This window comes from Vibrio sp. 10N.286.45.E10 (assembly GCF_002874195.2).
Taxonomy (GTDB): Bacteria; Pseudomonadota; Gammaproteobacteria; order Enterobacterales; family Vibrionaceae; genus Vibrio; species Vibrio crassostreae.
Window position 1 is genome coordinate 595,015 of sequence record NZ_MCWD02000002.1, and the last position, 15,078, is coordinate 610,092.

Consider the following 15,078-nt stretch of genomic DNA (forward strand, 5'->3'; position numbering starts at 1 on the left):
GCCACTTTATTAAGTGAATTGTACGATTGAACTTGAAGGGCGCACCGCTTTGAGGCTTTTCTCAAGGCGAGTGAGGTCAAGATAAGGTTGCGATAGCAATCTTATCAACCAGTTAGCTATTTTTCGTTTCTTTCGTCGTCACATCTCCTCTGATTTCGTCAATGCCATTCTCCTTATTATCAATGCCTTTCGGCTACATGGGTCGGCTTACTCCAACGCACGCCATCTGATGCTGACAGCAAGGGCAGGTTCTTATCGCTTTGCTCCTTATCGGTGCGGTGAGTGGCGGCATCCTATAGAGGAGGTTCAACAGCAGCAGTTGAATGCGGGTTCTTAAGGCGTGTGCTTGACCGCGCAAAAAACCGTAGTCTCTTACTCGCTGTAACCCTTTGGGCAGCACGTGTTGCAAAATGAGCAACAAGAACTTGAGGGTGGGTAAGGTGCGCGTTTGCCATGTTTTAGTCTGACTGTTTTTATAGCGGAAGGTGACCGTGTCATCGGTGATATGGATGATGTCTTCATCAGGCAGAACACCGCGATAGAGGTAGCGAGACAAATAATTGAGCGCAGCCTGACCGTACCCCACTTGTCTGCAATCGACCACCCATTCCTTGGGTATACCATTGGGAAGCCACAGCATAGGATGCTGATTAATGGCATCCAGCATTCTTGCTCGCCATACTTTGGCCAAAGCAAACGCGTTGAAAAGGTAATGCTTGTTGCCTTTGTGCCACGTTTGCCTCGACGCGTCGTATTGGCCTGCCGCCACGATAATGTGCAGATGTGGGTGCAAGTTTCGTTGTCGACTGTGAGTATGCAACACGGCGGTAAAACCAAGTTCACCTTGCCGTTGTCGGTTGGCAAAATCCTTTAATACCCCCGATGCCACCTTAAACATACCGTTATATATCGCTTTAGGTTGATGCCTCGCTAAGGCTCTTAATTGATACGGTAAAGTGAAAGTCACCATGAAATAGTGAACAGGTAACCGCTTTTGCTGCTGACGTTGAAGCCAGTCAGAAGTGGTGCGTTGTTGGCATTGAGGGCAATGACGATGACCACAAGAAAGCGGTAATCGGTCATCGTGATGACAGTGACTGCAGAACCATTGTGAGCGACCTTGTTGCTCTGTTTTACAACGGAGCATCGCCCCAATGGCTCGATGCATATCGCCATTCATCTGCGCATAATAGTGACGTTTAAGCGCAGAGTGATGTTGACGAAGCAGTTCAATAAAGGTACTCATGTAATGCTCCACGTTAAGTCTAGAGCATCAGTTAAATGGTTGATGGCCATCGCAGCATCGCGTTGTTTTAGCGTAGTCATTCGAGTGTAACGGGCAGTGGTGTTGAGGCTTGCATGACCCAGTAGCGTTTGCAGTGAACGCAGGTCTAACCCTTGCTCAAGTAAGTGCGTCGCGAAGCAATGTCTAAGTGAGTGGGGGCTGGCGTGTTTTTGGATCCCGCACTCTTTGAGCACAAGTTTCATGGTTTTTTGAATACCGCCACGATCCATGAGGGTGTCGCGACAGGTACCAAGGCCAGGAAATAAGTAGTAAGGGTGCTTATGGGTAAGCCAATGTACGCGAAGAGCTTTAAGCGTTCGCAGCGGAAGCGGCACCATTCGGTCTTTTCCGCCTTTTCCTTCCCGTATGTGAACGCGCATTGTTTGGCTGTCGATATCATGAACCGTTAGGTTCAGTCCTTCACCAAGGCGCAACCCCATGCTGTACAGAGTAAGAAAAAACACCTGATAACGTGTCTGTCGAGTGTGGCTAATCAGTGAGCTGACTTGTTGCGGTGTCAGTATGTCGGGCAGTCGTTTTACTTGTGGCGGCTTGACGATATTGAGCCATTCCCACTGTTTATCGAGCGTGTAGCGATAGAAAAACTGCAAGCCATTACGATCGAGTTTTATGGTGCTCCACGAGTGGGTTTGAATAAGAGACGCGAAGAACTGTTTGAGGTCGGCAGTGGTTAACGTATCGGGTACGCGATCGAAATGAGCGGTGATCCGACGAACTGCACGGGAATAGGCATCGATCGTCGCAGGTCGTTTACCTTGCAGCTTTAGGTTGGTAAGGTGTTGTTCATAAAGGGTGTTGTAGCGTTTTAAGTCATCGGGTTTCATGGGGTTACTCCTGTGAACGACCATCAGGGTGATGGTGTTACAAGAGTATGGTTTGCACTCGTTTTACTCTGCCGCGTAGCGGCTTCGTTCAACAACTAATTATGCTAGTGTGGCTGACTTGGCCACACTACTCACCTTCTCATAGGTTTCTTTTATAATGAAACTACCGGTTACCCTGCTTGCTTATCCGCTGAGAAATCCAAGTAAGTACTGAATCGAAGCCCATCATCTTGAGTTTCAAAACTCCAACCCATTCGCTCACAAATTCGTTGCACAATCACTAGGCCACAACCATAGCCAGCATTGTAAGTCTCATTGCCATCATGACGGTTAGTGATCACTAATTGAGAACCTGCCACCACAATTCCAACATCGCCAACACTGTAGCTAAACGCATTTTTAATTAAGTTATTTAATACAATAGTAATAAAGCTCTCTGGCGCATACACAGTGACAGTCCCTTTTACGTCTAGGTTATAACTCGCATCCTGCTTGGCAAACAAAGGCGCCATTTCAAGCAGCTGATTCTGAACTTCGACTTCCAGGTCATAGTGACCGAAATAGTGCTCATCGATACTCTCTTTACCAAGCAGCAAAAACATTTCAGTCAGCACTCGCATCTGTTCACTCGCTTCTTGCAGGCGATTAATTGCTTTTAACGCAACAGGAGGTTGGTTGGGTACTTTAGTTAGCAGATCAGCAGATCCTGAGATCACCATAATAGGGGTTCGAAGTTCATGAGAGGCAAACCGATTGAACTCCTCTTCCCGCTGAAAGAATCCTGAAATGTGATTCTTTGAATCTAAAAGTGTTTGCTCAATATGTCGTGTTTCTGCGTAAGATGTCTCGACTTCGAAACTTGGCTGTTCAGGGTGCATTTGCCCTATTTTCTTTTCTATCTGATTGAGTGGCCTCGACAGCGAGCGTACGACATAGATCCCATACAGAACCATGAAGATGGACGTTAAGCCACCCAGTATGAGGGTGTAGTTGTGGAGGCTCCATTCATACTCGTCGAGGTAGTCGTCGGCGTCATCTTGAAACAAGATATACATCAGCCCTTTGCCTGATGGGTGCTCAAAGACATAAAAGTGTTTATCTTCCGTACCTAACAGATGTTCATAGAAACCGGGCTCTTTGTATCGAGCTAACCAATTGGGCAGTTCACTTTCACTCCAATAGGTTGAAAACTCATTTTCATTCGGCAACAAGGCATCTTCGCCAAACAGCTGATATTCAGACGTATAACGATTAGCTTCAGTGTCTAGCCAATGGTGAAGGCTGATCACTTCCATCTGGTTTTCAGCAACGTAAATAACTGTCCAGAAAAGACTGAACATGACCAAGGTCATCAAGCCAAAGCTACGACGGATTTTTCGGTAGATGCTTGGGTAATCGGCGTGGCTTAAGCCGCTATGCTTTGAGTCGGTAACCTTGTCCATGAATAGTCTCTAATCGTGAATGTTCAAACCCTTTATCGAGCGCGTTGCGCAGGCCATAAATATGGCTTCGAAGCGCATCACTGCTTGGCGATTCATCACCCCAAACGGAATCAATCACTTCAATTCTTGAAACAATTGCTGGCGCATGGCGCATAAGGACTTTTAGTATTTTTAACTGGATTCGACTCAACTTAATAAGCCTACCTTCTCGGTATACCTCGTCGGTCTGCGAGTTGAGAGTAATATCGGCAAAACTCTGCTTTCCAATACCTTGACGTGGTCCTCGGCTTGCCAATGCGTTCAGCCTTAAACTGAGCTCTTGCATAGCGAAAGGCTTAACCAAGTAATCATCTCCGCCCGCTTGAAAGGCAGCGATTTTGTCATCCAACCTATCTTTAGCGGTTAAAAATAGAATTGGCGTAGGGCACTGCACCTCTTCTCTTAACTTTCTAACAGCAGAAATGCCGTCCAATTTAGGCATCATGATGTCCATAATAATCACGTCATAATAATTCTCAGACGCTAACTTCAATGCCGCTTCACCATGATAAGCACAATCAATCACCATCCCTTCCAACTCTAAGTAATCGGCAATGGTTTCTGCAACATTGTGGCTGTCATCAACGATCAAAACTTTCATCGATTTATTTCACCTTTCTTCACGAGTGCTTCACGTTTGAGTTTATAAGATACACCCTCAATAAACTAAATAAAGAGTATATAGATGAAAAAGTTAGCGCTGATTTCGGTTGTCGGTTTAATTCTAACTGGCTGTGGCGGTAGTGACAGCAATAGCAATGGAAGCAACGATAACAACACGCAAGCTCCATCAGCAATTCAAGGTACCATTGACTCTGTTTCTGGCAACACCATCGTTGTGAATGGTTATAGCTATCAAGTAGACAGTGCGAACTATGCAGGCGAAGATGTGGCAATTGCAGACCTAGAAAAGAACATGATGGTTTCCATTTCGTCTAATGCTCGTAGCGCTTCAGCTCACACTAACGGAGCTCAAGTTGGTCTTGAACCGACCATCGTTGGTCTTATTTCAGACGCCAACCATAATAATGGCACATTTAAAGTCAATGGCATCGCATTGACCTTTACAGATCTGTCACGTGAAATTGAAAATGGCGATTGGGTTATGGTCTCTTCTTTACCGACAGCGAATGCAGGTTACAAAGTACTTTCTGTTGTTAAGTTTGAGCACTCTAACTTAACTGAATCGGTTGAAGTTGAAGGGCTAATCAGTGATTTAAATGAATCGAATTTCAAACTCGGTGCAAACCTCAGCGTTGACTATTCCAATGCTCACATCGATAACGACGATAGCAACACAGGGTTGTCGAATGGTCTTTGGGTTGAAGTGACAGGCTCAATGGTTGGCTCTATATTGAAAGCAGAAGAAGTGGAAGTCGAAGACTTTAGCGAAGTAAGCAATGACACGGAAATCGAAGGCATTATTACTTGGGTAGCTAACGACAAATCATCATTTGATTTAAGCTACAAAGGGCGCTTTGTTGTCAATGACAGCACTCGTTACGAAGATGGTAACCAATCAAGCTTGAGCGTAGGTACAGAAGTCGAAGTAACAACGAAAAAAGCCAACGGCGAAAATGTTGCTACCGAAATCGAATTTGAACACAACGATGATTCGCAAGATTGGAATGATAATGACGTTGATTTTGAAGGCGAAGTTCAGAGCACAGATGACAAAACATTGAGCTTTGTTATTCAGACAACTGCAGGTAGTCAAACCGTCTACGTTAACCAAAATACTCGCTATGAAGATGGTCTAAGTTTCCATACTTTACATGGTCAACGTATTGAGGCTGAAGCTTACAAGGTTAACAACCAGTACATCGCGAGTGAAATCGAAGCAGAAGACAACGACTAACGCATAGAACATTCTGGATATTAAGTATCGAAGCCACGCACTACGCGTGGCTTTTTTGCATCAAAACAACCCACACTAAAAGTGCAGCCTACCTTTTCAATTATGTTACTGTTTGCTTATTCAAAGGCGTTTAAAAAGGAAGTAAAGTGGCAAGAAAAGAAGAGAATATACAACTCCAACTCGTTTCCAGTTCTGAATTCGAGGAACTGTTTGCGTGTGTGAAACAAGGCATATTCATACACGTAGATGACGTTTTCGGCTGGGATGACGACTTCCAACGCCAACGACTTTTAAACGATTACCGTCCCTCTTGGTTTCATTGGGTATACCTAGGAAAACAAAGGGTTGGACTTGTGTGTTTTAAGCCTTATGACAACGCATACCATATTCATCTGCTGATCATTTCCCCTCAATACCAAGGTCATTCGCTAGGTAAACAAGTCATGTGCCTCATACATAAAAGAGCCACGGGAGAGCGACGTGAGCAAGTCACTCTGTCGAGCTTTAGAAGTAACACTCGCGCCATTAGTTTTTATCAGTCACTTGGCTACCAAATTGTTGATGACAGCGATGAGAATTTTGTAGGGATGACTCTCACCCTAACTAACCATTTATAAACAGCCAGTTAGGTAGAAAGCGAAGTCCTAGCGATCAACTGACACATCCAAATTATTCAGCAACGACGGAAAACCCCAACCGTTCTCACCTTCGACCACAGGTTCTCCGGTCAAATACTCAAACAGCGTTGGAGCCAAAGACCCGTTAGCTTCGATTTTCAGTTGCTGAGAGTTATCGCCAATTGGCGCTCCCCAGAATCCGATGAAGGCATCTTTCTCTAAGTAATCCTCACCTGCATGACGCCCCGGCACCTTGGTGTTGTAACCAATGCCGGCTTTAGGGAACAAGTTAACCGTACCAGCCCTATCTTCAAGGTAGATATTAGCCAGTTGATTAACTGAATCTGGTCGAGGTGTTGGTTGCGTTAATACGGTCCATTCTGCACTGCTACACCATGTTGTCACATCCGCCTTAATCGCTCGGTTAATACACTTCTCTACCAATTGAGAATACCGCGCAAAATCAACTTCGCTTGGCGATGCAAGATATGGATTGAGCCTTTGGGTATTAAGCAAAATCGGCGCTCGGTTGTCTTCCAATGACTCATAAAAAAGCTTGTCACCTTCACGTGTGATCAATTCATCGACCCGTTTTAAATCACGATTGCCAATCACACGAACAGCGCAGCGTTGTTGATCACATGTACTTTCTCTTACGACCATATAATCAAGACTTTCAGGCAAGCGCTGCGCTATCTGATTAATGATGTCTATATTCTGACCATCTGGCGCTGCAATCGGAGACCACTGCGTGAGTTCTTGGTAAACCGGCTGAACCTGCCACCCGTGAGCCGAATTAAAGAAGTCCATCATGAAATTACCACCAGCAGTAGAAGCAACCACAACATCCAACGCCTTTGAACTTGGGTAGCTTAGTGCATTGGTAATTTTAGGCCCTTCCCCCTCGTCTGAAGATATCTTCTTAACCACAATTGGATACGCTAGCTCTGCTTGTAAGCCTTCAAATACCTGCTTTTCGGGGTTGAGCGCGTAGAACACCGGCGTTAAACCATGATCCCCTGCCATGCCCCATAGCGTTTTATCGTAAACGCCGGCACTGCGGTAGGTCGCTTCAATCTGGCGAATCCAATAGTCCAGTCGATTGAGCTCTCCCGTCGGCATCAGAATTTCGTCACTAAAAGGACCCGTGAAGTGTGCGAAGTGATCCGGCCATGGGTTATACACCAAGGTGTAGTCTGGCATTCCTTTTCCATCTAACTCGGCAAACTGAGTGATCGACTGTTTAACCTGAGCTCTCTTTGAAAACTTAGTAAAAAAATCAAAGCCAGATATAGACTGATACGCTTCAATATCTTCAATCAAAGCTTGACGCTTTTCTTGCAAAACCACTTCGACTTCTGAACGTTCTTGAAGCTCTTTAACGCAGCGTTTCTCACCATAATCACGCAGTGACTCACCCAAACCTAGGTTTACTAGCCCGTCGTAAGTGGTGTGAGCATTCCAATCATATTGAGCGTTGCAGTTCAGCGTTTTAAGGTAATCAAGGCGATCAAACATGGTCTGCACCTTGTTGTTTTCCATCAACACATCCAACTGCAGGGCATCATTACCAAAGAAGTAATACGCTCGGTCGATCTCTCGGTCGACAAAGTGGAAATTAGGAATGCCAGTGCCACCTTGCCCCGATACTTTCGCGCCCGTTTTAATGATCGGTAGATTGCGTACGCTGATTGTTGGAGTTGAAGAGATACCAACTCGGCTAATATTGTCTCGATGCTCTTGATAGAGATTTTTGAAGAACGGAAGATAATTCGGATCACGGTAGGTTTGTTCAGACAGAACTTCCATGAACCTCACCTGCTGTTGATGTTCAGGTTCAATCACTTCTTCTAGCTGAGGTTTATATTGCGCTCGGTTTTTATGATTCTGATAAGCAACCGAAATGAAAGGTGAATCTTCATCAACCAACCCCTCAATCAATCCTTGCTGTAAACCATCGACGGTCACTTGAACCGCAAAACGTTTGTGCTGTTGGGATTCTAAGAATTGAATGAGCGCATCAGGCTGGTCACTGAACGCTTGCTGCATCCAATCATCAAGCGCTTCTGCACGTTCTTCTTTAAACACAAACTGTCGGTAGGCTTTCAGCAAGTTTAAGCGCACAAAATCAATAAGCGTGATGGTAAGAGCTTGTGCTTTATTGTTCGGCTTATCAGCGTTTTCTGGTTTACCATCTTCTGCAATCGCCAACATTGCAGACTTCATGTCGCCGTCATCCATTCCCAATGCCGCTTTACCGATCAAATCAACGATGATCGGTTGAATCTGAGCGATGATCGCTAGATCTGCAGAGCTATTGGTTAAGTATGTGTAATTCGCAGGGAGCGTGTCCATATCCTGCCAAACACCAATTTCGAATAACGCATCATAGATAACCACCATATTGGCAATGAACTGTTCATCGATGCGAATACCTTCATGATGTCCCGTCGCTTCAGTCGAGGTATCTGGCTCGTGATGCTCTGAGGTTGGCTTATCTCCAACATGATAGAGGCTATGTTCAAAGCCCTTTAGTGTCTGCTTATCATAAACCGTCGACAAGTAAGATTTGAACACATCTTCACTGCCCAAGCCTGAATAGCGGTCGTAATAACTATAGAGAAAATAACCCAAAGGAATTGAGTACGTCGGGTTGGATAACTGAGCGATGACTCGAGCTTTGGTTTTAGCATCTAATGGAAGTGCGAGAATATACGCATCTAATGTAACGCCACCAATGGTGAAAAGAGCCGCATCACGAGTGAGTTTGGCAGAATAACTTAGGCTTGAAAGCACCTGATTTTTCAACACTTCACTGGAGCTAAACACGCCACCAATGACGGGCGTTGTTGATATATCAGCGACACTCGGAGCTGACGCAACCGCCAACGATAAGGCACTGAACAAACTGGCGTAACTGCGAACGTGAGAATAAGAGCTCATCAAATTTCCTTTAGATCAACACACTTCTATAAATACGACTTATTGTTTCAGTTTAAACTGATTAGTCAACTTATGGTAACCTCTGGGTTTTATACAGACAATCAGCACCTATAAATCATACATGAATCTATAAATAACAACCACTTACCCAAAAGATCAATTGACAATAACATCAATTACAAATACCAAACATTCACCATAGATATCACTCGCATATATAACTCCACCAATTAGATATGTCTCTAGAATAAATACACCCGCTATTTCCACTACATTCCGTTTTGATACATTTCTCACCAATGGCATTCAATTTATAAATAGTCATATTTATCAATGACATTCTCCCAATTGATTCCAGAGTAGTAAATTTTTATCAATAACTTAATAGGAGAACTAACATGAATGGTCAACGTTCACTGTTAGCAGTGGCAATAGCCCTAGGGATAGCAGGTTGTGGTAGCGATAGTTCGGATAGCTCTACAACTGATACTGGCGGTTCAACAGCAACTTCAGCGTCTTTAACAGCAAAGGCCGCTGATGGCTATCTGGTAGGTGCTAATGCATGCTTGGATCTAAACAGCAATAAGGTGTGTGATAAGGATGAGCCAAATGCAGTAACCGGCGACAATGGTGAATTTACCATTGAGAACTTAACTCAAGAGCAACTAAAACAGAGCACTCTGTTGATTGAAGTTGTAGCAGGACAAACCATCGACACTGATAACCCTGGTGTTGTGTTGAACAAAAGTTACCGCTTAACGGCTCCGCCACAATCAGAGTTTATTAGCCCGTTAACCACACTTATACAAAATGAAATTGAAAGTGGCGCATCATTAGATGAGGCCAAAGCAACTATTCAAGAGAAGTTAGGTACAACGCTCGACTTAACTCAAGATTACATTGAGGCCAAAAATAACGACAAGCTAGCAGACTCACAAAAAGCAGCTTTTGAGAACCTACACCGCGTTGCTCAAGTCACCGCATCGGTCATGGCAGAGAATACTGACGCCCTATCAGAAACTGCAGCGGGTGCTGGTATTTCTGTAGAAGCGCTCACGGCGTTGATCAATGAAGAAGTGACTCGAGTCCTAGATGAAGTCGTCAAAAATATTGAAGCAGCGGGAGAGAACTTCAACCCGAGCGACATTGCTGGCAGCATTAATCGCGATCACATCGCCATTGATGACTCTAATCTTGAAGATAAAATTAAAGAAAACGAGGCAAATAAAGGCTCTAAGAAAGCCGACCTTGCGAAGCTCATTAAAACGGATGGCATCAATTGGTTTGGCGGTGCGAATGAGGAAAATACAGACTTAGTGGTCGCTTATGGGACACTAAAAGCAGATTCCGATAATTCAGTCAGCGAAATCAGCTACATCTATGACTACTTTGCAGAACAGTTTGTTGAAGTTAAAAGCACTCCTGACGCTAATGACATGGTTTTGGGTCAAAGCGGTTGGGAAACAAGTAATGACACCTTAACTAGCATCAAGCCAAATAAAGATGGTAGTGTCATTCTCGAGTCGAACAGCTCAATTTTTAATGAAATTGCTAGCGCTAAGCAGTTGGATATCAGTGGTCTTAATGTTCGCTCAATCATGGACCAAACCGATGGTGAGAACGTTTGGTCTCTAATTATGCCTGCAGGATTAAAATTCCCTGACAACACAACGGCATACAAATTATCTGTAGAAGACATCAACGACAACATTTATACCTTTTACAAGGGTGATTGGTGTGCGGAACACGATTCAGACCGCTACCAAGCACTTAATAACTCGTGTAACGGAATTAGCGCCTTCAAGAATGGCAGCGATACGTGGCTTGCGACTTTAGCATCGACCATCGCTGAAGATGAATCGGATCGTCATGACACGGCATATAACAACCATGCAGATCTAATTCCAATGGCAGGAATAGAGGGTGCTGAAATATTTGCACAGCTTCTGCCCGACGGTACCGTGGTTTATTATTCGAGAGCCTGGGAGCTAGACTCTACATTCTCCAGATTATCAGAACTCGGTTCGTGGGAAGATCAATCAGTGAATGGCGAGGTATTACGTCAAGTAACAATTCCTGAATCCATCCACTCGCAAACCACATGGTCAAACTATCAAAGACAAGATAACTCTGCTTACCTATCTGTTGTCGACGGGTTTGTACGAATTACCTACAAAGAGACCGAAGAGATTGATAGTGAGGCCTATATCTTTGATGAAGCGACTAAACAGTTCATTTTGGATAACGCATTAACACCACAGCCTCTGCACCCTCTTAACCTACAGGCTTGTCTTGATTCATTGCCGGATGCTGGGTTCATTGCGACGGCTAATGACGTCACGGTTTACGATGTACAGCGCACACCGATATGGGATCCTGAGCCAGTAACACAGAACCTAACTTATGAGTTTATCTATCTTGGGAATACTTTCTCTTGGCTGAATGACGTTCCGTTGGTCACCGGGCTACCAAGTTGGATTTCGGACTTAGCAGGTAGCTTAGAAAAAACGCGTATCGATATCAAAGATCCGGAAGGTACTTTAATGGGGTATGAGTATTCATATAGCTCTGAAGATCACTATCTAGGTCAAGAGGGCTTTAATTCTGATGACTCACTAGGTTGGGGGTCGGCTAAAGCATTATTACCACTGACGATTACTGACAACCAGAAAATCATCAATCAAACGGTAGACTTTGGAACGTCAACTAACGCACCACTTGCCTCTCAGTTTGATTATTGGTTTGACGAGATCAGCGGTGAAGAGTTCGTAACTGAGTACCCTGGATTAAGAACCGTTTCTGTAGAGACCTCACTAAACGATATTATCAACGGACAACCTTACTTTCTGCCCACTTTCAACTACCAAGAAACCTACCTAGGTAAAGAAGAAGTTACTGTGCCTGCGGGTACCTTTGCTGCATGTAAAGTAACAAGTGAGACACAATTCGAAAATGACGGACCTCGTGACACTCAAATAACTTGGCTTACAAACCGAGGATCAATTAAATCCATTCGAGAGGAGTCCTCTTGGGGTATGTCGATTAATATGGAAGCGACAAGCTTACCGACTATTAAGTAATCGATAGGCAACATGAACAAGCCAATATCTTATTGGCTTGTTTTTTTTCGTATTAGTTCTTTAAGCCAATATCTCCATTCCCAAAACTTGATAGCATTTCAAGCTCATCACTTCCCCTAATTAAACGCCCTAGCCACTCGTCCTTTACTGCTCAATTCATAATGACCAATATAGGCTGGGATAAATACCGATTGCCCTTTCGTAAGGGTTAAGTGCTCACCTCTTTGGCTCACTAGCGTTAAATCATCATCTATTGCCATTAAGATTTCAGCGCCACTTGTGATGACTTCTTCTTGCTTGGGGCTATGAAAGATATTGAAATTAAAGTCACTGACCGGGATATCATAGCTATCACATTGACCCAGCTTGGAGGGCGCCAATAACAAGTGTTTAAACGGAATTGGCGTAAACTCTGTGCAGGCGACCAATTCAGGGACATCAATGTGTTTTGGCGTTAAACCGGCTCTTAGCACGTTGTCTGAATTTGCCATGATCTCGAGCCCGGTTCCCTTAATGTAAGCATGCGGAGTGTTCGCATTCAAATACATCGCTTCACCCGGCTTCAATGTGATCAAGTTCAGCAACAGAGCACAAAACAGACCGATGTCGTTCGGGTACTGATGGCTAAGCTCAACAACCAAAGCAAACTCAGATTGATCTTGGTGAGCGACTGCATAAGTCAGAAGTTGCTCTAATGCTCGGTGTTTATGTTGGTCATCTAGAGTTAAAAGGTCACGGAAAAACGTTTCTAAACCTAGAGAATCAAGATTGTTACCAAACTCATCGACCAAACCAGCCAGCTCGCTCGAATCTAACTTTTTGAACAAACCTAATATTTCATCGAACTCTCGAAAGCCATTCATCGCTTGATATTCAGTGATCGCATAGACCAATTCAGGTTTGTGGTTCGAGTCTTGGTAATTGCGGTGCCCTGCAGTCAAAGGAATGCTTGCCTGTTCCTCTCTTGCAAAGCCAATTTCAGCTTGGCGCTTATTCGGATGGACCTGAACCGATAGCGCTTTTTCTGCCGCTAAGATCTTAAACAAGAACGGCAGTTCACCAAACTCCTGCGCAATATCGTTTGATAAATAGGCCGGTTTATTCTTGTTAATCAGCTCAGAGAGAGGCACCAAATGTTGGTCCAGCTTGACCATTGAGCAACCTTTCGGATGCGCTCCCATCCAAACTTCCGCTTGTGGCTCTTGTGACTCATTCTTAAAACCAAACAGTTCACGTATCGAAGAGATGCTCCCCCATGCATAATTCTGGATGGTGTTTTCCATTGGGAAAAATGAGTGTTCTGAGAAGTGGCTGAGTGACATGGCGTTTTCCGTAGTGAGCCCTTTGAACACAATTCAGAGAGCTGATTTCTAATAACGTAAATAATTAGAAAGACTACAGAGAGCAGCTAGAACCCACATGAGATGAGGTCTTAGACGCAATAGGAAAATTTCTTAGAAACAGGTGAGAACGATGAAAAGCGTGAAAAGAGTCACATTTGAATATCACGCATAGAAAGCGCCGAAAATAAGATAGCGGCTTGTATCACACTGGTTACAGCAGTGATACAAGCTTCTACAATGCAAACACTAGTGACTATCTTGTTATCGAGAAGGGTCCTTAAAAGCCAGAACGAGCCTCAGCACTTTTCTGAGGTGATTGAGCTTGTAGAAAAGGCAGTAACAGTAACCCGATGACCGCCGCACAAGTAGAGATGGTAATGAAGAATCCACTCCAGCCATAAGTTTCTAGAACGAGCGCTAATGGGTAACCAGAGAGAGCTGCACCCATGTAAGCAAACAAGCCAACGAAGCCTGTCGCCGCACCGGCAGAGTCTTTATGTGAGCATTCGGCCGCCGCCATACCAATAAGCATTTGAGGTCCAAAAACAAAAAAGCCTACACAAAACAACCCAGCAGCTTGAAACACAAAGTTGGTCAAAGGCATCAACCACAATGCAGAGACTGAAAGAAATATGCCAATCGCAAACAAAATATTCATCGGGCCACGGTTGCCACCAAACAACCTGTCAGATCCCCACCCAGCAACAAGTGAACCAACGAAACCGCCAATCTCGAACAGAGATAAGGCAGCGTTGGCATTGATCAAACTGTAATGGTGTTCTTCGGTTAGGTATAAGTTACCCCAATCATTAACCGCGGTTCTTACGATGTAAACCAGCACATAGCTAAAAGCGAGCAACCAAATGTACTTGTTGCTGAATACGTAAGTTTTCAGGATTTCTCGATAGCTTAACCCTTGTCCATGGCTCTCTTGCGCCAACTCTAAATGGTCATGACGCCACTTCCCTACAGTCGGAAGTCCCATGGTGGTGGGCTTGTCACGTAAGCGCCAGCAAACGATAAGACCGATAAAAACACCAATCACACCCGGCCAGATAAACCCTGCTCGCCAGCTGAATTGCAGCGTCAGATAACCAACAAGAATAGGAATTAGCGCCCCACCAACGTTGTGTGCTGTATTCCAGATTGCCCAACGAAAACCTCTTTCGGAGCGAGAATACCAAGTCGTCAATAACTTAGAACACGATGGCCAGCCCCAACCTTGGAACCATGCATTAAGCACCCACAGCGAGATGAAAGCCGCTAACGAACTCGAAAAGCCAAACGCGATGTTTATCAGACCAGTCGCGATTAAGCCAAGTCCCATAAAGTAACGTGGGTTTGAACGATCCGATATCGTGCCTGATATAAATTTCGATAAGCCATAAGAAAGATAAAAGAGCGTGCCAATTAAGCCAATATCGCCTTTGTCCAAGCCAAGGTCAGTAATCATCGCTGGCGCGGCATAATTAAAGGTTTTACGGGTGAAGTAAAAACCTGCATAGCCGACATACATTCCTATCATAATGTGAAGGCGCCAGTAGCGATAACTCTGATTGACTTCATCATCAGTTAGAGCATGAGTATTTGACGTTGTTGAGCGCAGAAATCCAAACATATTCGTTC

General features: G+C 44.4%; 9 protein-coding genes and 1 pseudogene. 3 read left to right on the plus strand and 7 right to left on the minus strand.

Annotated elements, in window-relative coordinates; translation table 11 throughout:
• Positions 1-193 precede the first annotated feature (193 nt).
• The 4 genes from BCU34_RS15755 to BCU34_RS15770 all read right to left on the minus strand — a co-directional run bounded on the left by BCU34_RS15755 (position 194) and on the right by BCU34_RS15770 (position 4,212).
• Positions 194-1,246, minus strand: a complete 1,053-nt coding sequence (locus tag BCU34_RS15755; RefSeq protein ID WP_102478636.1) for a transposase — start codon at positions 1,244-1,246, stop codon at positions 194-196.
• Positions 1,243-2,130: a tyrosine-type recombinase/integrase gene (locus BCU34_RS15760; protein ID WP_102478635.1), complete on the minus strand. Its 888-nt coding sequence runs from the start codon at positions 2,128-2,130 to the stop codon at positions 1,243-1,245. Before BCU34_RS15760 ends, BCU34_RS15755 begins: the two co-directional genes overlap by 4 nt.
• Before the next feature lie 170 nt (positions 2,131-2,300).
• Positions 2,301-3,572, minus strand: a complete 1,272-nt coding sequence (locus BCU34_RS15765; RefSeq protein WP_102480495.1) for a sensor histidine kinase — start codon at positions 3,570-3,572, stop codon at positions 2,301-2,303.
• The gene (locus tag BCU34_RS15770; RefSeq protein WP_017068552.1) at positions 3,544-4,212 is read right to left on the minus strand and encodes a response regulator transcription factor; all 669 of its coding nucleotides are present in this window, start codon (positions 4,210-4,212) and stop codon (positions 3,544-3,546) included. Before BCU34_RS15770 ends, BCU34_RS15765 begins: the two co-directional genes overlap by 29 nt.
• 84 nt (positions 4,213-4,296) lie before the next feature.
• On the opposite strand from BCU34_RS15770, the gene BCU34_RS15775 reads away from it, so the two are divergent.
• Together BCU34_RS15775 and BCU34_RS15780 are read left to right on the plus strand one after the other, a co-directional pair.
• Entirely contained in the window at positions 4,297-5,469 is a 1,173-nt protein-coding gene (locus tag BCU34_RS15775; protein ID WP_102480492.1) for a DUF5666 domain-containing protein, read from the plus strand.
• A 102-nt stretch (positions 5,470-5,571) separates the two neighbouring features.
• Positions 5,572-6,086, plus strand: a pseudogene (locus tag BCU34_RS15780) (GNAT family N-acetyltransferase).
• A 27-nt stretch (positions 6,087-6,113) separates the two neighbouring features.
• Here the strand turns inward: BCU34_RS15780 and BCU34_RS15785 are convergent.
• Positions 6,114-9,029 (minus strand): alkaline phosphatase family protein, encoded by a 2,916-nt coding sequence (locus BCU34_RS15785; protein ID WP_102480486.1) that lies wholly within the window; start codon positions 9,027-9,029, stop codon positions 6,114-6,116.
• A gap of 398 nt (positions 9,030-9,427) precedes the next feature.
• Here BCU34_RS15785 and BCU34_RS15790 point away from each other — a divergent pair, with 398 nt between their 5' ends.
• Positions 9,428-12,109: a hypothetical protein gene (locus tag BCU34_RS15790; RefSeq protein WP_102480485.1), complete on the plus strand. Its 2,682-nt coding sequence runs from the start codon at positions 9,428-9,430 to the stop codon at positions 12,107-12,109.
• A gap of 116 nt (positions 12,110-12,225) precedes the next feature.
• Here the strand turns inward: BCU34_RS15790 and manA are convergent, their stop codons facing one another.
• The gene (manA, locus tag BCU34_RS15795; RefSeq protein ID WP_102480483.1) at positions 12,226-13,431 is read right to left on the minus strand and encodes a mannose-6-phosphate isomerase, class I; all 1,206 of its coding nucleotides are present in this window, start codon (positions 13,429-13,431) and stop codon (positions 12,226-12,228) included.
• A 298-nt stretch (positions 13,432-13,729) separates the two neighbouring features.
• Positions 13,730-15,070 carry an MFS transporter gene (locus BCU34_RS15800; protein WP_102432099.1) on the minus strand — a complete coding sequence of 447 codons (1,341 nt, stop codon included), beginning with the start codon at positions 15,068-15,070 and terminating at the stop codon, positions 13,730-13,732.
• Between the last annotated feature and the right edge of the window lie 8 nt (positions 15,071-15,078).

Coding starts and splice junctions, on each gene's coding strand:
- BCU34_RS15755 (WP_102478636.1), bottom strand. CDS start 1,246: ATGAGTACCTTTATTGAACTGCTTCGTCAACATCACTCTGCGCTTAAA.
- BCU34_RS15760 (WP_102478635.1), bottom strand. CDS start 2,130: ATGAAACCCGATGACTTAAAACGCTACAACACCCTTTATGAACAACAC.
- BCU34_RS15765 (WP_102480495.1), bottom strand. CDS start 3,572: ATGGACAAGGTTACCGACTCAAAGCATAGCGGCTTAAGCCACGCCGAT.
- BCU34_RS15770 (WP_017068552.1), bottom strand. CDS start 4,212: ATGAAAGTTTTGATCGTTGATGACAGCCACAATGTTGCAGAAACCATT.
- BCU34_RS15775 (WP_102480492.1), top strand. CDS start 4,297: ATGAAAAAGTTAGCGCTGATTTCGGTTGTCGGTTTAATTCTAACTGGC.
- BCU34_RS15785 (WP_102480486.1), bottom strand. CDS start 9,029: ATGAGCTCTTATTCTCACGTTCGCAGTTACGCCAGTTTGTTCAGTGCC.
- BCU34_RS15790 (WP_102480485.1), top strand. CDS start 9,428: ATGAATGGTCAACGTTCACTGTTAGCAGTGGCAATAGCCCTAGGGATA.
- manA (WP_102480483.1), bottom strand. CDS start 13,431: ATGTCACTCAGCCACTTCTCAGAACACTCATTTTTCCCAATGGAAAAC.
- BCU34_RS15800 (WP_102432099.1), bottom strand. CDS start 15,070: ATGTTTGGATTTCTGCGCTCAACAACGTCAAATACTCATGCTCTAACT.